The sequence below is a fragment of the Mangrovicoccus algicola genome (genome assembly GCF_014903745.1).
Classification (GTDB): domain Bacteria; phylum Pseudomonadota; class Alphaproteobacteria; order Rhodobacterales; family Rhodobacteraceae; genus Mangrovicoccus; species Mangrovicoccus algicola.
The window spans coordinates 1-20,922 of sequence record NZ_JACVXA010000064.1 but is presented as its reverse complement, the minus strand read 5'-3'; the positions used below and the strand labels follow the sequence as shown (position 1 = coordinate 20,922).

General features: G+C 69.0%; 22 protein-coding genes and 1 pseudogene. 5 read left to right on the top strand and 18 right to left on the bottom strand.

Features of this window, described 5'->3' with window-relative positions; all coding sequences use genetic code 11:
* The first annotated feature begins 85 nt into the window (after positions 1-85).
* From pdxR to ICN82_RS17205, 3 genes are all read left to right on the top strand, one after another.
* Complete coding sequence (pdxR, locus tag ICN82_RS17215; RefSeq protein ID WP_193185234.1) at positions 86-1,585, top strand: MocR-like pyridoxine biosynthesis transcription factor PdxR; 1,500 nt, start codon at positions 86-88, stop codon at positions 1,583-1,585.
* 139 nt (positions 1,586-1,724) lie between these two features.
* On the top strand, positions 1,725-3,800 hold the full coding sequence (locus ICN82_RS17210) for a TonB-dependent siderophore receptor (RefSeq protein WP_193185231.1): 2,076 nt from the start codon (positions 1,725-1,727) through the stop codon (positions 3,798-3,800).
* Positions 3,800-5,008, top strand: a complete 1,209-nt coding sequence (locus ICN82_RS17205; RefSeq protein WP_193185228.1) for an MFS transporter — start codon at positions 3,800-3,802, stop codon at positions 5,006-5,008. The genes ICN82_RS17210 and ICN82_RS17205 overlap by 1 nt, the downstream gene beginning before the upstream one ends.
* A gap of 13 nt (positions 5,009-5,021) precedes the next feature.
* On the opposite strand, the gene ICN82_RS17200 is transcribed toward ICN82_RS17205, so the two are convergent.
* Positions 5,022-5,495 (bottom strand): nucleoside deaminase, encoded by a 474-nt coding sequence (locus ICN82_RS17200; RefSeq protein WP_193185226.1) that lies wholly within the window; start codon positions 5,493-5,495, stop codon positions 5,022-5,024.
* Between the two features lie 344 nt (positions 5,496-5,839).
* Between ICN82_RS17200 and ICN82_RS17195 the strand changes: the two genes are divergently transcribed.
* A complete protein-coding gene (locus ICN82_RS17195; protein ID WP_193185223.1) occupies positions 5,840-6,493 on the top strand; it encodes a peroxiredoxin in 654 nt (217 codons plus the stop codon).
* A 137-nt stretch (positions 6,494-6,630) separates the two neighbouring features.
* On the top strand, positions 6,631-7,365 hold the full coding sequence (locus tag ICN82_RS17190) for a phosphoadenylyl-sulfate reductase (protein ID WP_193185220.1): 735 nt from the start codon (positions 6,631-6,633) through the stop codon (positions 7,363-7,365).
* 37 nt (positions 7,366-7,402) lie between these two features.
* Here the strand turns inward: ICN82_RS17190 and ICN82_RS17185 are convergent, their stop codons facing one another.
* From ICN82_RS17185 to ICN82_RS17105, 17 genes and pseudogenes are all read right to left on the bottom strand, one after another.
* Positions 7,403-8,452: a lipoate--protein ligase family protein gene (locus ICN82_RS17185; RefSeq protein WP_193185217.1), complete on the bottom strand. Its 1,050-nt coding sequence runs from the start codon at positions 8,450-8,452 to the stop codon at positions 7,403-7,405.
* 25 nt (positions 8,453-8,477) lie between these two features.
* Positions 8,478-9,311, bottom strand: coding sequence for a MetQ/NlpA family ABC transporter substrate-binding protein (locus ICN82_RS17180; RefSeq protein ID WP_193185215.1), 834 nt, complete (start codon positions 9,309-9,311; stop codon positions 8,478-8,480).
* Positions 9,308-10,000 carry a methionine ABC transporter permease gene (locus ICN82_RS17175; protein ID WP_193185212.1) on the bottom strand — a complete coding sequence of 231 codons (693 nt, stop codon included), beginning with the start codon at positions 9,998-10,000 and terminating at the stop codon, positions 9,308-9,310. Before ICN82_RS17175 ends, ICN82_RS17180 begins: the two co-directional genes overlap by 4 nt.
* A complete protein-coding gene (locus ICN82_RS17170) occupies positions 9,993-10,769 on the bottom strand; it encodes an ATP-binding cassette domain-containing protein (protein ID WP_226898568.1) in 777 nt (258 codons plus the stop codon). The genes ICN82_RS17175 and ICN82_RS17170 overlap by 8 nt, the downstream gene beginning before the upstream one ends.
* Positions 10,770-10,951: 182 nt before the next feature.
* Complete coding sequence (locus ICN82_RS17165; RefSeq protein WP_226898567.1) at positions 10,952-11,707, bottom strand: class II aldolase/adducin family protein; 756 nt, start codon at positions 11,705-11,707, stop codon at positions 10,952-10,954.
* Between the two features lies 1 nt (position 11,708).
* On the bottom strand, positions 11,709-12,716 hold the full coding sequence (locus ICN82_RS17160) for a ketopantoate reductase family protein (RefSeq protein WP_193185209.1): 1,008 nt from the start codon (positions 12,714-12,716) through the stop codon (positions 11,709-11,711).
* A gap of 11 nt (positions 12,717-12,727) precedes the next feature.
* On the bottom strand, positions 12,728-14,008 hold the full coding sequence (locus ICN82_RS17155; protein WP_193185206.1) for a TRAP transporter large permease: 1,281 nt from the start codon (positions 14,006-14,008) through the stop codon (positions 12,728-12,730).
* Positions 14,009-14,011: 3 nt separating this feature from the next.
* Positions 14,012-14,545 (bottom strand): TRAP transporter small permease, encoded by a 534-nt coding sequence (locus ICN82_RS17150; protein WP_226898566.1) that lies wholly within the window; start codon positions 14,543-14,545, stop codon positions 14,012-14,014.
* Positions 14,542-15,549 carry a TRAP transporter substrate-binding protein gene (locus tag ICN82_RS17145; RefSeq protein ID WP_193185203.1) on the bottom strand — a complete coding sequence of 336 codons (1,008 nt, stop codon included), beginning with the start codon at positions 15,547-15,549 and terminating at the stop codon, positions 14,542-14,544. Before ICN82_RS17145 ends, ICN82_RS17150 begins: the two co-directional genes overlap by 4 nt.
* A gap of 75 nt (positions 15,550-15,624) precedes the next feature.
* Entirely contained in the window at positions 15,625-16,110 is a 486-nt protein-coding gene (locus tag ICN82_RS17140) for a flavin reductase (protein WP_193185200.1), read from the bottom strand.
* 11 nt (positions 16,111-16,121) lie between these two features.
* Positions 16,122-17,087, bottom strand: coding sequence for a PDR/VanB family oxidoreductase (locus ICN82_RS17135; protein ID WP_226898565.1), 966 nt, complete (start codon positions 17,085-17,087; stop codon positions 16,122-16,124).
* A 16-nt stretch (positions 17,088-17,103) separates the two neighbouring features.
* Positions 17,104-17,862, bottom strand: a complete 759-nt coding sequence (locus ICN82_RS17130; protein WP_193185195.1) for an SDR family NAD(P)-dependent oxidoreductase — start codon at positions 17,860-17,862, stop codon at positions 17,104-17,106.
* Complete coding sequence (locus ICN82_RS17125) at positions 17,862-18,356, bottom strand: aromatic-ring-hydroxylating dioxygenase subunit beta (RefSeq protein ID WP_193185192.1); 495 nt, start codon at positions 18,354-18,356, stop codon at positions 17,862-17,864. Before ICN82_RS17125 ends, ICN82_RS17130 begins: the two co-directional genes overlap by 1 nt.
* Positions 18,353-19,621 carry an aromatic ring-hydroxylating oxygenase subunit alpha gene (locus ICN82_RS17120; protein WP_193185189.1) on the bottom strand — a complete coding sequence of 423 codons (1,269 nt, stop codon included), beginning with the start codon at positions 19,619-19,621 and terminating at the stop codon, positions 18,353-18,355. The genes ICN82_RS17125 and ICN82_RS17120 overlap by 4 nt, the downstream gene beginning before the upstream one ends.
* Positions 19,622-19,633: 12 nt before the next feature.
* Positions 19,634-20,152 (bottom strand): nuclear transport factor 2 family protein, encoded by a 519-nt coding sequence (locus ICN82_RS17115; RefSeq protein WP_193185186.1) that lies wholly within the window; start codon positions 20,150-20,152, stop codon positions 19,634-19,636.
* The gene (locus tag ICN82_RS17110; protein WP_193185183.1) at positions 20,149-20,511 is read right to left on the bottom strand and encodes a hypothetical protein; all 363 of its coding nucleotides are present in this window, start codon (positions 20,509-20,511) and stop codon (positions 20,149-20,151) included. Before ICN82_RS17110 ends, ICN82_RS17115 begins: the two co-directional genes overlap by 4 nt.
* A 50-nt stretch (positions 20,512-20,561) precedes the next feature.
* Positions 20,562-20,922, bottom strand: a pseudogene (locus ICN82_RS17105) (flavin-dependent monooxygenase); the annotation flags it as partial.

The following is a 20,922-nucleotide window of genomic DNA, read 5'->3' as shown; positions in this document are numbered from 1 at the left end:
GTTGCGGCGCGGTGCCGGGCGCGGGATGATCTTTCCCGACCCGATCCGACCCGACCCGACCCGACCGAACGGCGAAGGAGACCCGATGGCGATTCCGGCCGAGACGTTCTTCCTGCCCCCGGGGCGGGAACTGAGCCTGCAGCAGCAGATCCAGCAGATGGTGGCGGAGGCCATCGTCGGCGGGCGCTGCCTGCCGGGCGAGAAGATGCCGTCCTCGCGTCGCCTTGCAGAGCATCTGGGCGTCGCGAGGATCACTGTAACTTCGGCCTATAACGAACTGGTCGCGAACGAATATCTTGTCGCGCGCAGCCGGTCGGGATTCTTCGTGGCCGAGACCGCGCCCGCCGCGCACAGCTATCCCGCCCCGCCTGTCCCGTCGGCGGCGCAGGCGGATTGGTCGCGGCTGATCGGGCATCGCTTCTCGGATGCGGATCCGCCGATCCTGCGCCCGGGCAACTGGCGCGACTACCGGTATCCCTTCATCTACGGACAGTCGGACGGGCGGCTTTTCGATCACCGCAACTGGCGGGCCTGCGCGCTGCGGGCGGTGGGGCGGCGGGATTTCGACACGCTGGCCTCCGACCATTACGAACGAGACGACCCGATGCTGGTGGAATTCATCCTCCGCCACATCCTGCCGCGGCGGGGCATCGTGGCCAGGCCCTCGGAGATCCTCGTCACCATGGGCGGGCAGCACGCGCTGTGGATGACCGCGCAGATCCTGCTGACCCAGCGGCGCAAGGCGGTGATGGAGAATCCCTGCTATCCGGGGCTGCGCCAGATCCTCGCGCAGAACCGCTGCAAGACCCACATGGTCGATGTCGACCGGCTGGGCCTGTCCCCCGAGGCGATCCCGGGCGATGCCGATGTCGTCTTCGTCACGCCCAGCCACCATGCGCCCACAAATGCCACGATGCCGCTGCATCGCCGCCAGGCCCTGCTTGAAAGGGCGGCCCGGGACGGGTTCGTGGTGGTGGAGGATGACTACGAGTTCGAGATGGCGCTGTTCACCGCGCCCTCGCCGTCGCTGAAATCCCTCGACCGCAGCGGCAGCGTCATCTACCTGGGCTCCTTCTCCAAGTCGATCTTCCCGGGGCTGCGCCTGGGATACATGGTGGCGCCCGAGCCGATGATCCGCGAGGCGCGGGCGCTGCGCACGCTGGTGGTGCGCCACCCGCCCAGCCACGTGCAGCGCACCACCGCCTATTTCCTGTCGCTGGGCCATTTCGATGCGCAGATCGCGCGGATGATCCGCGTCTACCGCAAGAGGCGGCGGATCATGGAACAGGCGCTGGCGGCGCATGGGCTGATCGCGGCGGATCAGCAGAATGCCGGGGGCTCCTCCTTCTGGCTGCGGGCACCGGAGGGGGTGGACAGCACCGACCTGGCGGTGCGCCTGCGCCGCGACAGCGTGCTGATCGAACCCGGCGGGGCCTTCTTCGCGGCGGGGGCGGATCCGGCACGCTATTACCGGCTGGCCTATTCCTCGATCGAGGCGGACCGCATCGGGGAGGGAATCGCGCTGCTGGCAAGGGGCATCCGGACCATGCAGCAGGAACAGGGCGGAGGTCCTGGCGCGGGCTGACCGGCACGACCGGCTTTCCCCGGCCGCAAGGGGTGGCTTTCGTGCAACAGAGCCGCGGCCCGGTCGATTTCCGACTGTTTCAGTTTGATATTCCGGACGGCCTTTGCCAGACCTGCGGCGATTCAGAGGAGGCAGCATCATGAAGACGTCCTGGCTGGCAATCGGCGTTTCGCTCGGCACCGGGGCAGCTGCTCCGCTCTGGGCGCAGAGCGCGGAACCGGTGGTTCTGGATGCGGTTCGCATCACCGCCGAAAGCGATACGACCGTCATCCAGGACGGCTATGTTGCGCAATCGGGCCGCGAGGCGACCAAGACCGACACGCCCACCGTCAACATCCCGCAATCGGTCAGCATCATCACCCAGGCGCAGATCGAGGACCAGGAGCCGCGCACGCTGCTGGAGTCGCTGGGCTACAGCGCCGGGGCCTCGGTCGGCAATTTCGCCTTCGACACCCGGTATGACGCGATCTACCTGCGCGGCTTCCCTGCCTATTACACGGGGCTGTTCCGCGACGGGCTGCGCCAGGTCAACGGGCCCTCGGCCTGGTATCGCAACGTCCCCTATACCTACGAGGCGGTTTCGGTGCTCAAGGGTCCGGCGTCGTCGCTTTACGGGGTCAGCGGTCCCGGCGGGCTGGTCAATGTCGTCTCCAAGCGGCCCAAGGCCGAGCCCTTCCGCGAGCTGCGCGTCACCGGCGGCACCGATGACCGGGCCGAGCTGGCCTTCGATTTCGCGGGGGCGGCGACGCCCGACGAGCGGCTGCAATATCGCCTGACCGGGGTGCTGCGCGAGGCGGACACGCCGCTCGAGGGCTATTCCGACGACCTGGCGCTGATCGCCCCGGCGCTGAGCTACGAGCTGACCGAGACGGCGCGTATCACGATCCTGACCGAATTCGCCGAGTCCACGACCGGCGGCACGGCCAGCTACTACAATCCCTCCTATGGCGAGGCGTCGGATCTGTATAACGGCGATCCCGATTACAACGATTTCGACCAGACCCAGTACCGCATAGGCTATGAATACGAGCAGGAGCTGACCGCCGACATCACCTTCCGCCAGAACCTGCGCTATTCGGATGTCGATTCCGACTTGGAATACAGCGGCTACTATGCGGCGGGCACGGACCTGGCGCGCTACTGGGGGCATTACACCGAGGAGGCGGAGCTGTTCACCGTCGACACGATGACCGAGTTCCGCTTTGCCACCGGCGCGGCGGATCATGTGCTGGTCACCGGGGTGGATTATGCAAGGTCGAGCTATGACGCCTTTTCCACCACCGGCTATGTCTCGGCCGCCGCGACCGATGCGGTCGATCTGCCCTATGCGGGCGGACAGGACATGGACCAGATCGGCGTCTATGCCCATGACCAGATCGAGGCCGGGGCCTGGACGCTGTTCGTCAGCGGCCGCTACGACTGGGTGGAGACGACCTCCATCGCCGCCGACCGAAGCGAGACCGATACCGATGACGAAGCCTTCTCGGGGCGGATCGGGCTGTCCTACGAGATGGCGAACGGGCTGACCCCCTTCGCCAATATCTCCAGCTCCTTCTCGCCCAATGTGGGCGTGGTCTATGACGACGTGACCTCCGATGACACCCGCGCCGCGGATCCGACGATCGGCCTGCAGAAGGAGATCGGCGTCAAGTACCAGCTGCCCGGCGCCGAGAGCCTGATCACCGCCTCGCTCTTCGACATCCAGCAGACGGACGGGGTGGTCTTCGACACCTCCACCGGCATCAACAAGCAGCGCCAGCTGGACCTGCGCTCGCGCGGCGCGGAACTGGAAGGCCAGGCCAACCTGACCGACAGCCTGCGCATGATGGCCTCCTACGCCTATCTCGACATGGAGATCGAGAAGGGCGCCGCCGGGACGAAGGGCAACGAGCTTTCGGCCACGCCCGAGCACACGGCCTCGCTCTGGGCCGTCTACGAACCGCGGCAGGGACCGCTGCGCGGCTTCGGCTTCGGCGGCGGTCTGCGCTATATCGGCGAAAGCTGGGGCGATGACGAGAACACCTTCCGCAATGACGACTACGTCTTCGCGGACCTGACGCTGAGCTATGATTTCGGGCGGCTGGGCTATGAGGGCGTGGCCCTGCAGGTGAATGTCAAGAACGTCTTCGACGAGACCGGCCAGACCTGCAGCGCGGGCTACTGCTATCGCTATGAGGGCCGCACGGCGACGGCCAGCCTGAATTACCGCTTCTGATGGCGGGGCGGACGGCCTTCGGCATCGTCGGCACGATCGGCGGCGTCTATGTGGCCCAGAGCGTCCTGTCGGGGCTGACCTGGTCGGGCCTGCCGGGCGTGCTGCGGGCGCAGGATCTGCCGCTGGACCGGATCGGGCTGGTCTCGCTGGTGGTGCTGCCCTGGGCGCTGAAATTCCTGTGGTCGCCCGCGCTGGAACGGCTGCGCCTGCCGGCGCGCGGCCGCGACCGCTCGGCCGCGATCGTGCTGGCGGGCGCCGCGGTCATTGCCGCCGCGCTGTGCGTCGCGGGCGCGATCGGGCCGGTGCCGGTCCTGCCGGTGCTGGCGGTGCTGATGCTGGCGGCGGTGGCGGCGGCGACGGTCGATATCGCCTGCGACGGCTATGCGGTGGCGGCGCTGTCGCGCGCCGGGCAGGGCTGGGGCAATGCCGCGCAGGTCGGCGGCGCCTATCTGGGCGCGGCGATCGGCGGCGGGCTGTTCCTGGTGCTGGCCGGGCGGCTGGGATGGGCCCCCGCCGTCTGGACGATGGCCGCGCTGATCCTCGGCCTCTGCCTGCCGTTCTGGGCCTTCGCCCGCGGCGCCGTGCCCGCCACGCGCAGCCATGTGCCCAGCCTGCGCGCCGCTTGGGCCCGCCCCGAGATCCGCCGCGGCCTGGGCGTGGCGGCGCTTTTCGTGCTGGCGCAGAAGACGGCGATGGGGCTGTTCGGGCCGTTCTTCATCGATGCGGGCTATTCGCTGGAACAGCTGGGCGTGGTCAGCGGCGCGGGCAGCCTGACGCTGGGCCTGTGCGGGGCGCTGTGCGGCGGCGCGGTGGTGCGCCGCTTCGGCAGCCGCCCGGTGCTGTGCGTCTCGGTGCTGGTGCAGGCGGGGCTGCTGGCGCTGGTGGCGGCGGCGGCGCTGCTGCCTGCGGTTCCGGCCGCGATCGTCGCGCCGCCCGCTCTGGTGGCCAGCGCCGCCTTCATGGCCTTCGGCTTCGTCGCGCTCTATGCCCAGTTCATGCGCTGGTCCGATCCGCGCCAGGCGGGGGTGGATTTCACCCTGTTCCAATGCATGGACGCGACGGTCAGCATGATCGGCGGCGTGGCCGCGGGGATCATCGCCGAGCGCTTCGGCTACGGGGTCTTCTTCGCCGGCAGCGCGGCGCTGTCGCTGGCGGTGCTGCCGCTGCTGTTGCGCGCCACGGGCAGGGCGGCCGCGCCCGTGCCGTGAGGCGCGGCGGGGCTCAGTTCCAGAATCCGCGATGGCCCTCGGCGACCTCGTCCTCGATCTCGGGGAAGGGGCCGCGCACCGCCACGGGGCGCTGCCCGGCGGCAAAGACCGTCTCGCAGGGAAGGTCCAGGGTCAGGTTCTCGGGATTGTCGCCGGTCAGCACGGCCAGGCGCTTTTCGGTCATGCCGTAGACCACCGTGCCGATCCCCGCCCAGTAGCAGGCGCCCGCGCACATGCAGCAGGGCTCCACCGAGGTATAGAGCGTGCAATCGGCCAGGAAATCTGGGCTGAAGCGCCGCGCCGCCTCGCGGGCCACGTTCAGCTCGGCATGGCCGGTGCCGCCATCGGCAGCATGGCTGTTGCCGCTTTCCAGAAGGCGCGTGCCGTCCGGCCCGGCCAGCAAGGCGCCGAAAGGGTGGTTGCCGGCCTCGCGGCTCCGGCGCGCGATGCGGATCGTGTCGCGCAGATGGTCCAAGTCGCCACCCATGTCCTTGCCTCCTCAGGTTATGCCGGAGCGGATATAGCGGCGCCCTCGCCGCGGGACGACCCGGCATTTCGTCTCCCGCCCCCGCATGCCGGGGACAGCCCCGCAAAGGGAAGAAACATGTTCCAGAATACCCTTCAGAGGTGGAAAAAATTCTGCGTATCCGGGCAGCGTCGCGTCAGGGCGGTCTTTTGTTCTTCTGGGTGATTGCCGCATGATCCGGCGACGGCTAGGTGAAGGACATGGAAACGGCCCGGTGGCCGCGGCATCGGCCAGACGGCCGGGGCGCCGCCACCGGCGCCGCAGGCGCCCGCTCTGCGGGTGCAGGACACGCGAAGGAGCAAGACATGGCCCTGAGGATCAATGACACCATTCCCGACCTGTCGGTGAAGACCGATCTGGGGACGTTCACGCTTCATGACTGGATCGGCGACAGCTGGGCGATCCTGTTCAGCCATCCCAAGGATTTCACCCCGGTTTGCACCACCGAATTCGGCGCCGTCGCGCAGCTGGCGGCGGAATGGGACAGGCGCGGCACCAAGGTGCTGGGTGTCTCGGTGGACAGCGTCGAGGATCACGCCCGCTGGAAGGGCGATATCGAGACCTATGGCGGGGCCGCGCCGGGGTTCCCGATCGTCGCCGATGACGGGCTGGAACTGTCGAAGGCCTTCGACATGCTGCCTGCCGAAGCCTATCTGCCCGATGGCCGCACCCCCAATGACAGCGCCACGGTGCGGTCCGTCTTCATCATCGGGCCCGACAAGAAGCTCAAGCTGTCGATGACCTACCCGATGACGGTGGGGCGCAACTTCGCCGAGATCCTGCGCGCGCTCGACGCGCTTCAGACCTCGGCCGGGCAGGGGGTCGCCACCCCGGCCAACTGGGCGCCGGGCGAGGACGTGATCATCCCCGCCTCGGTCAGCAACGAGGATGCGACCGCGAAATTCGGCACGTTCGACCAGGTCCTTCCCTATCTGCGCAAGGCCCGCCTGCCGGGCTGATCCGTCCGGAGCGCGGCCGCTCTGCCGGGCGCCGCCGCGCCCGGTCTCCGCCGCCGCCCCCGCCGGGGGATGGCGGCCGGGCCCCGGGGCCCGCAATCCCGCCCGCCACGGGCAAAGCGAGAAGGTGCGTTCACGTCATGCAGAGTGTTCCAAAACCCAGGGCTTCCGCCGCCTCCAGCGGTCCCAAGGTGTTCACCGCCGCCAATGAATGGCTCGACGGACAGGATGCCGAGACGCGGATCGAATGGGCGCTGGAGAACCTGCCGCGCGACCATGTCGTCTCCTCCAGCTTCGGCATCCAGTCGGCGGTGATGCTGCACATGATGACCCGCCAGGTGCCGGGCATCCCGGTGCTGCTCTTCGACACGGGCTACCTGTTTCCCGAGACCTACCGTTTCATCGACCGCCTGACCGAGATGCTGGACCTGAACCTGCATGTCTACCGCGCCGAGATGACCCCGGCCTGGCAGGAGGCGCGGTTCGGCAAGCTGTGGACCCAGGGCGAGGAGGGGCTGAAGAAATACAATGTCCTCAACAAGGTCGAACCCATGCAGCGGGCGATGACCGGGATGGGCGCGGGCACCTGGTATAGCGGGCTGCGCCGCGTGCAGTCGGCCAGCCGGGCCGAGCGGCGGATCCTGGAATTCCAGTCGGGCCGGGTGAAGTTCCACCCGATCGTCGACTGGTCGAACCGCGACATCCACATGTATCTCAAGGCGCATGACCTGCCGTACCACCCGCTGTGGGAACAGGGCTATGTCAGCGTCGGCGACACCCACACGACCAGCAGGCTGGAGGATGGCATGCGCGAGGAGGACACGCGGTTCAACGGCATGGGCCGCGAATGCGGTCTGCATCTGGACCAGCCCTGAGGGCGGGGCGGGTCCGGCCGCGGACCCGCCGGCATTTTCAGGGCAGCTTGTTCAGCCACTCCGCCGTGGCGTATTTGGCGGCGGCCAGCGTCTCGGCGGCGGCCATCTCGGCGGGGGTGACCGCGCCCGGATGGCCGCCATTCTGCGCGGCGAACATCTCCTTCATCGCGGCGATCACCGCCGCGCGTTCCATCCCGGTCTGGCTGCGCACCGGATCGACCCGCTTGGCGGCGCTGGCGGTGCCCTTGTCCGACAGCTTCTCGCGCCCGATCCGCAGCACCTGCGTCATCTTCGTGGCATCCATGTCATAGGCCATGGTCACGTGATGCAGCACGGTGCGGTTGAGGAACCTCTTCTGCGCGGCGCCGCCGATCTTGCCCTTGGGGCTGGTGATGTCGTTGAGCGGCTTGTAACTGGCCTCGATCCCCAGCGCGTTCAGCGCCTTGAGCACCCAGTTGTCGAGGAAGGCATAGCTGTCGGCGATCTCCATCCCCTCGATCAGCTCGATCGGGGCATAGAGCGAATAGGTGATCGCGGCGCCCGGTTCCACGAACATCGCCCCGCCGCCGGTGGCGCGACGCACGACCTCCACCCCCAAGGCGCGGGCCGCGTCCATGTCCACCTCGTTTCTCAGCGACTGGAAGGACCCGATGATGATGGCGGGCGCTGCCCAGTTCCAGAACCGCAGCGTCGGCGGGCGCCGGCCCTCGGCCACCTCGGTCGACAGCACCTCGTCCAGCGCGACGTTCATCGCAGGCGCCAGGGGCGCGCCCTCGATGATCTGCCATTCGTAATCCTGCCAGCTGCGCGCCACCCCCAGCGCGCGGCGCGCCGCGATGGTGACGGCTTCCGGCGAGACGCCGAACAGCATCGTTCCGGGCGGGATGGCGGCGCGGATGGCCGCGGTCATCGCGGCGGCGGGCCCGTCGGCGGGCAGCCCGACCAGCGCCTCCGCGATCCCGCCCAGCACCTCCTCGGGTTCCATGAAGAAATCGCCCGAGATCTGGGCTTGTGCGATCACCCCGTCGCGGGTCTCGATATCGGCCACGACCAGCTTGCCGCCGGGCACCTTGTATTCGCCATGCATGTCGGGTTTCCTCCGCTCGGCTGTCTCAGCGCGCCGGGGCCGAGGCCCAGGCATAGTTCTGCCGCAGCCACTGCGCCGCCGCGCCGGATTGCAGGGCCTCCGCCAACGCGCGCGTGGCGGGGCTGTCCAGATCCCCGGCGCGCACCGCCAGGCTGATCGCATAGGCGTCGGTGATCTCGCCGCGTTCCTCCAGGATCAGCCGTTCGGCATCGCCGGTCAGATCCAGCGCGCGCGCGAAGGTGGGATACATCACCGCCAGCCGCCGCCCGCCCTCGTCATAGGCGCCCGATGCCGCGGTCAGCGGAAGTTCGAGGAAGCGCAGGCCCTTCGGGTTCGACGTCACATCGGCCACGCGCGCCTCGTGGGTGACGCCGGGGGCCAGTCCGATCAGCCCCGCCGCCTGCAGCAGCATCAGCGCCCGCGCCGTGTTCACCCCGTCTCCGGGGATGATCACCGTCTCGCCGTCGGGGATCGCCCCGAGCGTGTCATAGGTCCCCGAATAGAGCGCGAAGGTCGCGTGATAGACCGGTGCGGCAATGGCCAGATCGGCCCCGGCGCGGCGGTTGAAGATGTCCATGTAGAGGCGGTGCTGGATCAGGTTTCCGTCGATCTCCCCGGCGGCCAGCGCCGGGTTGGCCTCGGCATAGTTGAGGAAGACGACCTTCTCCACCTCGTAGCCCGCCGCCTGCAGGTCCGGCGCGATCGCCTGCAGCAGGTCGGGCCGCGTGGCATCGGCGGAATGGAAGGGAAAGAAGGAGACGCCCAGCCGGATCGTCTCGGCCGCGGCGGCGGGGCCGGTGCCCGACGCACAGAGCGCCAGGATGGCGAGAAACCGTGCGGAATTGCGCAGGATGGTCATGACTGTCGGGGTCCCCCCTTGCGGTCCAGGCGCCGCGCCAGGGTGGAGCCGGCGACCTGGACGATCTGGACAAGCAGCGTCATCAGCAGGATGATGACCCACATAAGCGGCTGGTTCCACATGTAGAACCCTTCCTGCACCGCGAGATAGCCGATGCCCCCACCGGCGATCACGCCCACCACGGTCGAATAGGCGATCAGGCTGATGATGGCGGAGGTATAGCCGAGGATCAGCGCGCCGCGCGCCTCCACCAGCACGAAGCGCAGGATGATCTGGAACGGTCCCGCGCCCATGGATTGCGCCGTGCGGTAGATCTGCGGGTCGAGATCGGCGATCGCCTGCTCCACCAGCCGCGCCACCAGCGCGATGCCCACCAGCGACAGCGATATGGTCGAGGCATGCATCCCGTAGGCCGTGCCGATCAGCGCCCGCGCCACCGGCGCCATGACGATCAGGAACAGGATGAACGGGACCGAGCGGATCACCGTCACCCCCCAGGACAGCAGCGCGGCCGCCCGCGGCGCCTCGAAGGGGCGGCCCCGCGCGCAGAGCGACAGGACCATGCCGATGGCGGTGCCCAGTACCAGCGCCACGGCGAAGGCGACGCCGACCATGTAGAAGGTCTCGGCGAAGCCCTTCGCGATCTCCGCGCCGAAGCGCGTCCAGATGCCGGCAAATCCTTCAGCCATCATCGCCCCACATCTCGGCCAGCCGGTCGCCGCGAAACTCGGCGCTGCGCGCCACCGGTCCGATCCGCGCGATCCGCCCGGCCTCCAGCTGCAGCGCGCGGTCGCACATGTAGCGCAGCACGTCGACCTGGTGGGCCACGAGGATCATCGTCACGCCGCGCTGGTCGCGTATGTCGCGCAGCAGTTCGAGGATGCCCCGCGTCGTCGCCGCGTCCAGCGCCGAGCTGGGTTCGTCGAGATAGAGGATCCGCGGATCGCCGATCAGGGCGCGGGCAATGGCGGCGCGCTGCGCCTCGCCCCCCGAGAGCGTCGCCGGCCAGGCAAGGGCGTGACGGCCCAGGCCGACGAAATCCAGCAGCTGGCGGGCCTTTTCCCGGCGCGTGGCGCGGTCCGCGCCGCGCAGTTTCAGCGGCAGCGCCACATTGTCCAGCACGGTGAGATTGCGCAGCAGGCTGAAGCCCTGGAAGACGAAGCCCGTCTGCCGGGCGAGCCGCCGCAGCGCGGCGCTGCCGGTATCCGGGCCGATCCGCGTGCCCAGCACGCAGAGCCGCCCGCGATCGGGGCGCATCTGCAGGCTGAGCAGCCGCAGCAGGGTGGACTTGCCCGCGCCGCTGCGTCCGGCGATGCCCAGGACCTCGCCCGGGGCGACCTGGAAGGTGATCTGCGACAGGGCGGCCACGTCGCCGCCCCTGCGGGCGAAGGACTTGCCCACCTCCTCCAGCGCGATGATCTGCGCCGGGGTCTCCTGCGGCTGCTGCCCTGTGTCCAACCTCTGCCCCCTGCGCGGATCTGGCGGGATCCCGGGTGGCCGGCGGCCCTGCCGGTCCGCACCGTGCTTCCGCCGCGGGGCTTAGAGCAAAGCGCGCCCGAGTCCAAGCGCCGCGGCGGGGTTTTCGTCCCCCGGATCCGGCCGGGGCGGGGTCTGACAGGGGCCCGCGCAGGGCGGGGGGGTCATGCGAATTGCGGGCAGTCGCGCTTCATCTTGCGCACCATCGCGTCGAACAGCAGCGTGGCAAAGGCGGAATTCTCCTTCAGCCGCTGCGCATCCTCGGCGCATTTGCGCTTGATCTCCTCGGGCAGGCGGACATTCGGCCCCGGGATGCCCGCCGCGGCGCATTGGATCTCGGCCGCGCGCTGCACCGTCCACAACAGGAAGAAGGTCAGCGGGATATCCGCCTCGCAGACCGCGATCCCGTGATTGCGCAGCACCAGCACATGCTTGTCCCCCAGCGAGGCCAGCATCCGCGCGCGTTCCTCGTCATAGATCGTGATGCCCTCGAAGTCGTGATAGCCGACCCGCCCGTAAAGCTGGGCGCCGTTGAAATTGTCGTGGTCGATGGGCGCCTCCTTCATCACGATGGCCGAGATCGGCGTCGTGTGGGTATGCGCCACGCAGCCCACATCGGGGCGGTGTTCATGGATCGCGCCATGCAGCGCGAAACCCGCCGGGTTCGGGCGGTAGGGGCTGTCGCGCAGGAGCTTGCCATCGACCCCCACGACCAGCAGGTTTTCCGGCGTGACCTCGTCGTAATGCAGCCCCAGCGGGTTCACCAGATAGGCATGGGCATCGCCGGGCAGGCGCACCGAGATGTGGTTGAAGATCAGCTCGGTCCAGCCGAGATAGCTGACGAGATGGTAGAAATCGGCCAGCTGCACGCGCAGCTCGGCCTCGGTCATCTCGGCGAAGGGCTTGGTCATCTGGTTCATCTCAGGTCCTTTCGGCCAGGGGAAGGGGCAGACCGGCCAGCGCGGCGGCGCGCGCGGCTTCGGGCAGGGGAAGGGCCGGGGCCGCCTCCAGCCGGGCCAGGATCGCGGCAAGGCAGGGCATGGCGAGCCCCGCGCCCCGGGCCAGGCCCATCGGCGCGCGGCAGATGGCGCCCAGCTCCAGCACACGGCCCGCACGGGCATCCTGCAGCATCGAGGTGGGGAAATCCCCGGCATCCAGCAGCAGGTCGCCCAGCCACCGGTCGGAGGGCAGGGCATAGCCCGCAGCCGCCGCCCAGGCGCGGAATTCTCCGGCCACGGCGAAGGCGGCCGCGCGCAGCCCCGGATCGCGGCCGATCTGCGCCAGCGAACAGCCCGTCAGCGCCGAGAGCGGGTTGGTGGCGATATTGGCCAGGAGCTTGACCAGCACCGCCTCGCGGATGTCATCGGGGGCGGAGGCGCGGATCCCCGCGGCATTCAGCACCGCCATCAGCCCCGCGCCCCGGCCGGGATCGGTGTCCCCCGCCACTGGCGCGAGGCTCAGCGTCGGGGTGTTGGTGGAGGTGGCGCGCCCCGCCGCGTCGCGGCGGATCGTCATCAGCAGAACCGCTCCCAGCACCTGCGCCGGGTCCAGCCGCGCGCGCAGCAGCCCGCCGGGATCCAGCACCGCGCCCAGCTCGGCGCTTGCGGGGTCGAACCAGAAGGGCAGGCCGTTGACCATCGGCACGACCAGCGTGCCGGGGCCGATCCCCGCCGCATTGGCCGCCACCGCCTCGGGGAGGTCCTGCGCCTTGACGCAGAGAAACACCGCATCCTGCGGGGCGTCGAGCCGCGGCAGCGCGGCGATGGCGGCGTGATGTGGCGTGCCGCGATCGTCCAGATGCACGCCTTCCGCGCGGATCCGCGCGAGCCGCGCACCGCGCGCCGTCACCGTGACCCTTGCGCCATGCGCGCCCAGCAGCGCCGCCATGGCGGTCCCGACATTGCCCGCGCCGATGATGCCGATCTCCATGGGCCTCTCCTTCAGGTCAGAAACAGCACGAGGCCGGGCACGAGCGTCAGAAGCGCGACGCGCAGCACGTCCATGGCCACGAAGGGCACCAGCCCGCGGAAGATCGTGCCCAGCCGCACGTCGGGCACGACCGAGCGCAGTACGAAGGCATTCATCCCCACCGGCGGCGTGATGTAGGAGATCTCGGTCACCATCACCACGAAGATGCCGAACCAGATCAGGTCGATCCCCTGCGCTGCCACGATCGGATAGAAGACCGGCACCGTCAGCATGATCATCGACAGGCTCTCCAGCAGGCAGCCCAGCACCAGGTAGATCGCCAGGATCACCAGGATCGTCACGATCGGCGTGCTGCCGAACAGCGCCAGGAAATCCTGGATGTCGCGGGTCATGCCCGACATGTTGACGTAATTGGTGAAGGTCAGCGCGCCGAAGAGGATGAAGAACATCATCGCGGTGGTCTTCATCGTGTCATAGAGCACCGACAGCAGCGCCTCGCGGCTGAACCGCCCCGACAGCAGCACCAGGAGGAACGCGCCGCCCGCGCCCATTCCCGCGCTTTCGGTGGGGGTGAAGACGCCCAGATAGATGCCGCCCATCACGAAGACGAACAGCACCAGCGCCCCGGCCGTGCCCCTCAGCGCGGCGATGCGGGCGCCGAGCGGCAGCTTCGGCTCCACCGGCAGATCGAGCCCGCGCCAGGCCACGGAGACACGCACGGCGACGGCATAGCCGATGATGCCGATGAGCCCGGGGATCAGGCCGGCGAGGAACAGCTTGCCGATATCCTGCTGGGTCATGATGCCGTAGAAGACCAGGATCACCGAGGGCGGGATCAGGATGCCCAGCGTGCCGCCCGCGGCGATGGCGGCGGTCGAGAGTTCGTCGGGATAGCCGAAGCGGCGCATCGAGGGCAGCGCGATCCGGGTCATCGTCGCCGCCGTCGCCATCGAGGACCCGCAGACCGAGGAGAAGGCGCCGCAGGCGATCACGGTGGCGGTGGCCAGCCCCCCCTTGCGGTGGCGCAGCCAGGCATAGGCGGAGGTATACAGCTCTTCCGCGATGCCCGACTGGACGACGAAATTCCCCATCATCAGGAACAGCGGCAGCACTGACAGCGAATAGTCGCGGCCATTGTCGAAGAAGGTCGATCCCAGGAGCGACAGCGCCGGGGTCCAGCCGATGATCGAGGCGGTGCCGACCAGCCCGACACCGGCCAGCGCGAAGGCGATGGGCATCCCCAGAAGCAGAAGAAGGCAGATCAGCGCCATGCCGACGGGCCAGTATTCCATGATCTATTCCTCGTTCCGCCACGACCGCAGCAGCCGGGCAAGCGGCACCCCGGCGGTCAGCAGCGCCCCGGCCAGGCAGGCCAGCGCGCAGAAATAGCCCAGCGGCGCCAGCGGCAGGCCCAGCGTGCTGGTCGATCCGCCATAGCCGCCGATCTGTGCCGCATAGATCCAGATCCGCCAGGCGACCACCGCCAGCACCGCGCCCGCGGCCAGCCCGGTCAGCGCCTGCCGCAGCGGCTGGACCGCCGCGGGCATCCGGTCGGTGGCCAGATCGACGGTGACATGCGCCTCCTCCAGCGACACCGCGCCGAGCCCCAGGAAGATCACCGCCGCCAGCAGGATCTCGGTCAGTTCGGCGGCGCCCGCAACGGGGCTGTTGAACAGGTAGCGCCCGATCACGTCGCAGACGGTCAGCGCCATCATCGCCATCAGCAGCGTCCCGCCGAGCGCGCCGAGCACCGTGCGCAGCCCCGGCAGGCGCAGGCCGGGGCGCGGCGGCGCGGCCGCGTCCCGATCCGGCATCTCGCCCGCGCTCATTCGGCGGCTTTCGCGATCCCGGCGCGGAATTCCGCCAGCGCCGCCTCGGCATCCACCCCGGTCTCGGCGATCTCTGCCAGCTTGGCCTCCACCACCGGCGACAGCGCGGCGGTCCAGGCCTCGATCTGCGCCCCGGTCGCGGGGGTGACGGTGATCTGCCCCTCCATCGCGGCGCGGCCCGCCGCATCGGCGCGGTCCCACATCTGCCCGGCCATGCGCGCCAGCGCCTCGCCGGTCACGCCGTCGATCGCGGCCTGTTCCTCGGGGCTGAGGCTGTCCCATTTCGCCTGGTTCATGACGATGTAGAAGGAAGTGTTGTAGAGCCCGCCGGGCACCGAGACGCCTTGCGACAGCTGCGGGATCAGCTTGAAGAAGCTCACGGATTCATAGGGGAACAGGATGCCGTCCGCGACGCCCTGGCTGAGCAGTTCATAAGCCTTGGAGGACGGCCCCTCCACCGGCACCGCGCCTAGCCGGGAGGCGACCTCGTGGACGATGCCGCCGCCGACGCGCAGCTTCTGGCCATCCAGAAGGTCGGTCGCCGCCGGGTCGGCCGATTTCAGGAAGATCTCGCCCGGCCCGTGGGTGAAGACGGCCAGAACCTTGACCCCGTCATATTCGCCCGCAGCCTCCAGGCGGGACTTGAAGATGTTCCAGTAAGCCACTGACATCGCTTCGGAACTGTCGCCGAGAAAGGGCAGCTCGGCGAGGTTCGTCGTCTTGAACCGGCCGGGATTGTAGCCCTGCACGCCGAAAGTGATGTCGGCCACGCCATTGACGGCGAAATCGAAATGCGCGGCGGGCGGGCCCAGCGGCGCGGGCAGGATATTGGCGGTCACGGATCCGTCGGTGGCCTCGGCGATCGCCTCGGTCATCGGCACGATCACCTCGGCGACCAGCGGATGGGCGGGCGGCAGCCAGTTGGCCACGGTCAGCACGGTATCGGCACAGGCCTGGCCGGCCATGAGCGCCGAGAGCGCGGCGGCAGACAGAAGATGTTTCATCGGGCGTTTCCCTGATAGCTGGACAATATGGGTGCTGCCCCTTCTGGCGGGGGCGGGCAGGCGCAGGCGCGTCCCTCAGGCGGGGGCGCGCAGATCGTGAAAGCCGCGGCCGAACCAGATCAGCCCGGTGGTCTCCCCGCAGGAGAGAATGACCTCCTCCACGTCGCAGAAAAAGACCGAATGCGTGCCGACCGCCTCGATCCGGCCGATGCGGCAGTCGAAGGCGGTGACCGCCCCGGACAGGACAGGGGCGCCCGTCTTGCGGGCGGCCCAGGTCTCGCCCTCGAAGCGGTCGGTCGCCCCGGCGCTGGCAAACCGGCCCGACAGCGCGCGGTGATGCTCGCCCAGCACGTTGACGCAGAGCGTGCGGTTGCGGGTGAAGGCCGCGTGGCTGCGATTGGCGCGGTTGACGCAGACCAGGAGCGTCGGCGGCGCATCGGTGACCGAGCAGACCGCCGAGGCGGTCATGCCGTGGCGCCCGGCCGGGCCGTCGGTGGTCAGGACGGTGACCGCGGCGCCCAGCCGGCTCATCGCCTCGCGGAACTGCGCGCTGTCGTCCATCGCCGCCTCCGTCACAGGTCCAGCACCAGCTTGGCGCCCGAGGCGCGCGAGCAGCAGGCGCAGATCTGGTCGCCATCCTCGCGTTCCTCTTCGGTCAGGAACTGGTCGCGATGGTCGATCCCGCCCTCGATCACGTCGGTGACGCAGGTGCCGCAGATGCCTTCCTCGCATTTCACCTCGATCTTCACGCCCGCGCGCGCCAGCGCCTTGGCGATCGTGTCCTCGGGGCCGACCGTGACGGTGACGCCCGATTGCGCGCATTCGACCTCGAACCCGGCGCCGCCGGTATCGACCTCGGCCGAGAAATACTCGCGGTGGATCCGTGTTCCCGGATAGCCCGCGGTTTCGGCCGCGCCGATCACCCAGTCCATGAAGCCCTGCGGCCCGCAGACGTAAAGATGCGTGCCGGGCGCGGGCGGCGGCAGGTCGCGCGCCAGATCCAGCGGCCCGGCCGCCCCGCCATCATCGTGATGCAGCACGATCCGGTCGCGGAAGGGCAGCGTGGCGATCAGGTCGAGAAATGCGGTGCGCGCGGCCGAGCGGGTGGCGTAATGCAGCGTGAACTCCGCCCCCGCCGCGTGCAGTTCCCGCGCCATGGCCAGCATCGGCGTGACCCCGATGCCGCCGCCGAACAGCACGGAGCGTTCCGCATCGGGCGCCAGCGGGAAATGGTTGCGCGGCCCTTCGACATGGACGGTCTCCCCGGCGCGCAGCAGCTGGTGCAGCGCGGCCGAGCCACCGCGGCTGGCCGGATCCTTCAGGATGCCCAGCCGGTAGCAGCCGGTCTCGGCGGGGTCGCCGCAGAGCGAGTATTGCCGCCAGAGCGGGCCTTCGGGCGTCTCGACCAGCAGGTCGACATGCGCCCCGGCGGCAAAGGCGGGCAGGGGGCCATCGCCGGTCAGGGTCAGCTGCATGATGTCGCCGCGGTCGTCGATGCGTTCGGCGACGGTCAGGATCATCGGTTTGGTATCGCTCATGTCCTTCATGGCTCCCTCAGCGCATGTAGAGGCCGCCATTGTAGTCCCAGCAGGCGCCGGTGACGAAACCGGCGGCGGGACTGGCGAGCAGGGTGACAAGCTGGCCGACGAAGGCGGGATCGCCCAGCTGGCCCGCGGGGATGTTCTTCAGCATCTGCGGCATGTTTTCGCCCACCAGCGCGTGCACCATCGGGCTGTCCAGCGGCCCGGGCGAGATGCAGTTGCAGGTGATGCCATAGGCGGCCAGGTCGCGGGCGAAGACCTTGGTCAGGGTCAGGATCGCGCCCTTGGAGGCGGCGTAATGCGCCCCCGTCGTGGTGCCGCCATTCTGGCCCGCGAGGCTGGCCATGTTGATGATCCGGCCATAGCCGCGTTCCATGAAATGGCGCGCGAAGATCTGCGATCCGGCGAAGACCCCCCCGGCATTGAGCGCCATGACCTCGTTGAACTCGGCCGGGTCGATCTCCATCAGCGGCCGGGCGCGGGTGACGGCGGCGTTGTTGACCAGCACCTCCACCGAGCCCCAGCGATCGGTGACCTTGTCCAGCACGCTCTGGAAATCGCCGGGCTTCGAGACGTCGAGCGTCGCGGTCAGCGCGGTTTCCGAGGCCAGGTCCAGCTCTTCCGCCAGCCGGTAGGTGGCGTCGGGGTCGATATCGGTGATGATGACGCGGAATCCCGCGGCATGCAGCGCGCGGGTGATCTGGGCGCCGATGCCGTTGCCGGCGCCGGTGATCACCGCGGTCTGCGCGTCGAGAGGCAGGGGCGCGCCCATCAGAAGAGATAGCTGATCGAGGTCAGCATCCCGTCGGAATTCAGAAGGCGCACGATCTTGTCGCGGATCCGCAGCCCCCCGGGCCCGGTTTCCAGGACCCAGGTGACATTGGCGGCAAAGACGCGCTGGCGGCCGAACTTGTCCTCCACCACGTGCTGGGCGCCGCGCACGGTCAGACGGTCGCCTTCCGCGCGGTCGATGACGATGCGCGAGACGGTGCGGACGCTGTCGGCGGGCGGCGCCGAGGAGATGGAGAACCCCGCCTGGAACCGCTGAACCCGCATCTTGCGCATGGCGGCGTCGTCATAGGCGATGTTGAGATAGTTGGCGAAATCCTCGCCCTCCTTCTCCACCGGGATCACGTAATGGCCGTCCCCGGTCCACAGCGCCAGCCACGGATCGTAGTCGCGCCGGTCCAGCAGGTCGGCCTCGTGCCACAGGAAGGCGGTGACCTCCTGCAGGCTCACCTCGGTCGCGGGGTTGAGGTCCTTCATTGCTCCATCACCTTCTTCCACATCTTGTAGGCCGAGCGCATGCCGGTCTCGGCGGAGATGTCGCCGACCGGCAGCCCGTTCCCGGAGTCCTTCTCCAGCCCCAGTCCGCGATTGACCATCACGTCCACATCGCCCGCCCCGGCCGAGCCGCGCTGCACCCGTTCCCAGACCTCGGCATCATCGGGCGAGCCGAAGCCCATCGGCCCCTGGAAATGCTCGTGCAGGCGCATCCGCATCTGGTTCGCCGCCTCCGGCCCGCCCTCCATGCCGATGGCGATATGGCGGATTTCCGTCTCATGCACCGAGACCGGGCGCAGGATGCGGAAGAAGGACAGCGAACAGGCGGCGTTGGGAAAGAGGTTGAGATTGAAGCCGCAGCCGCCGACGGCGCGGACGATGCGTTTCACCTGCGCCTCGTCGTAATCCTTGCGCAGCGTCTCGGCCAGGTCGCGGAACCGCTCGGGGATCGGCGCGTCGGGATCGGCGTCGAGGTCGATCAGTTCCGGCATCATCACCATCACCGAATGGCCGTTGCCCAGATCCTCCACATAGCCGTCATCGTCGTCCATGAAGGAGAAGGTCTCGTTCGCCTCGCCATCCAGCGATTGCAGGAAGGATTTGTGCACGATCGGGAAGTGATAGGCGTCGGTGGTGTTCTCCAGCTGGATCTTCCAGTTCATCGGCACCTTGAACTGGTGTTCGCCCAGGGTCCGCACCGGGAAGCCGCCGCCCTGTTTCATGAACAGCCGGATCCAGGGTTTCGCATTGCCGAGGAACTCCTCCAGCGGTTCGACATCGGCGTTGAAGGAGGCGAAGATCAGCCCCTCGAACACCTCCACGCGCAGTTTCTTCAGCCCGTATTCGGACTTGTCGAAATCGGCCGCATAGCCCTCGGCATAGGGGATGGCGCGCAGGCTGCCATCCAGCCCGTAACCCCAGCCGTGATAGGGGCACTGGAAGGACGAGGTCTTGCCCTTCTTGATCTCGCAGACCGAGGCGGCGCGGTGGCGGCAGCGATTGACCAGCACATGCAGCTCGCCCTTGCGGTCGCGCGAGATGATTACTGGCTGGGTGCCGACCCAGCTGAGCTTGAAGCTGCCCTTGCCGGGCACCTCGGAGACATGGCCGACCCAGACCCAGACCCGGCCGAAGATCTTCTCCATCTCGGCCTCGAAGATGGCCGGATCCTCGTACATGGGGGTGGCGACGCGGTCGCCCTTCATCAGATCGCCGGTCGGCAGGGGGGGGAGGTCATCCAGGGACATCGCGTGGTCCTTTCACTGGGCGGCGGCGGGGGCCGGAATGTCGACGGGCGCGTTCCAGGCGGAAACGGGACGCGCATAGAGGTTGCGGGTCGAGAAGCGGTGCATGCGCCATGCCCCCTCCTCGAAGCGGAAATCGATCTCCAGCCGCGCGGCCATGACGAAGCTCTGCCCGTCATGGAAGGTCGGCGTCTGCAGCATCAGCCAGCGCCCCGAGACGCCCTCGGCCTGATGGGTCATCGCCTCGGAGGAGAGGAAATGCGCGTTCATGGCGAAATGCGGCGGGTCGGTGCAGAAGCTGCCCAGCCAGGCGGCGATGGCGTCGCGCCCGCGATGGCGGCCGAAATCCCTGGCATAGCGGTCGCCCGCGCCGCCCCAGACCGCATCGCGGGTGAAGAGCGCGCCGAGGGCCGCAAGGTCGGTCGCGCCATCCAGCCGGTCGCAGATGTCCATGTAATCGGACAGGCAGCGGCGGCAGGCGGCCTCGGCCTCCAGCCGGTCGAGCCGGGCGCGCAGATCGGCCAGGTCGCTCACAGCCGGGGGATCTCCAGCGCGCGGCCCATGCGGGCCTCGACGGTCATGTATTTCCACAGCCGGTCATTGCCCTCGCCCACCACGATCGTGCGCAAGAGGTTGCAGGCGGCCTGCACGGTCTCGCGGTTCGGGAAATCGGCCATGATGTACCAGGTGAAGGGAAAACCCTGGCTGGCGCCGACCATGGTCTGGTCGTCGTCGAAGGTGCCGACGATCTCGACCCCCTCCAGCGCGGCGACCCCGGCCATCAGCTCCTGCGTGGCCTTCCAGACCGGGCCGATCTGGTCGAAGGGCAGCGAGAAGAAGGTCGGGTGGTTGTTGAAGCACAGGAGCGTGCGCAGTTTCGGGGTCTCGGTCATCTGGGGCTACCTTCTGTGGTCATGTCTCGGAGGTGGCGGAGGGGCCGGGCTCAGGGAAAGCCCGGCGGGGTCTTCTCGCCGAAGAGCGCGGCGCCCGCCGCGGTCCAGGTGCCGTCGCCCATGAAGGCGTGCTGGGCCACGCAGGCGGCGTCGATCATCATGCGGCCCAGCGGGTGGCCCTGCATCATCGCGCCCGCCCCGCCCATGACGAAGGCCTCGCGGGCGACGGCGGCGCCGTCATGGGCGGCGGCCGTGGCGGCCAGGCGCAGCGCGACATGGGTGTCGCGGCTGACCTCGGGGGCGTGCTGCAATTCCTCCCAGGCGCGGGCGGTGGCGTCGAAGAACTGCGCGCGCACGCCGGCCAGCCGCGCCTCGGCGCGCGCCAGCGCGGCCTGCACGTTGGGGCGCGCG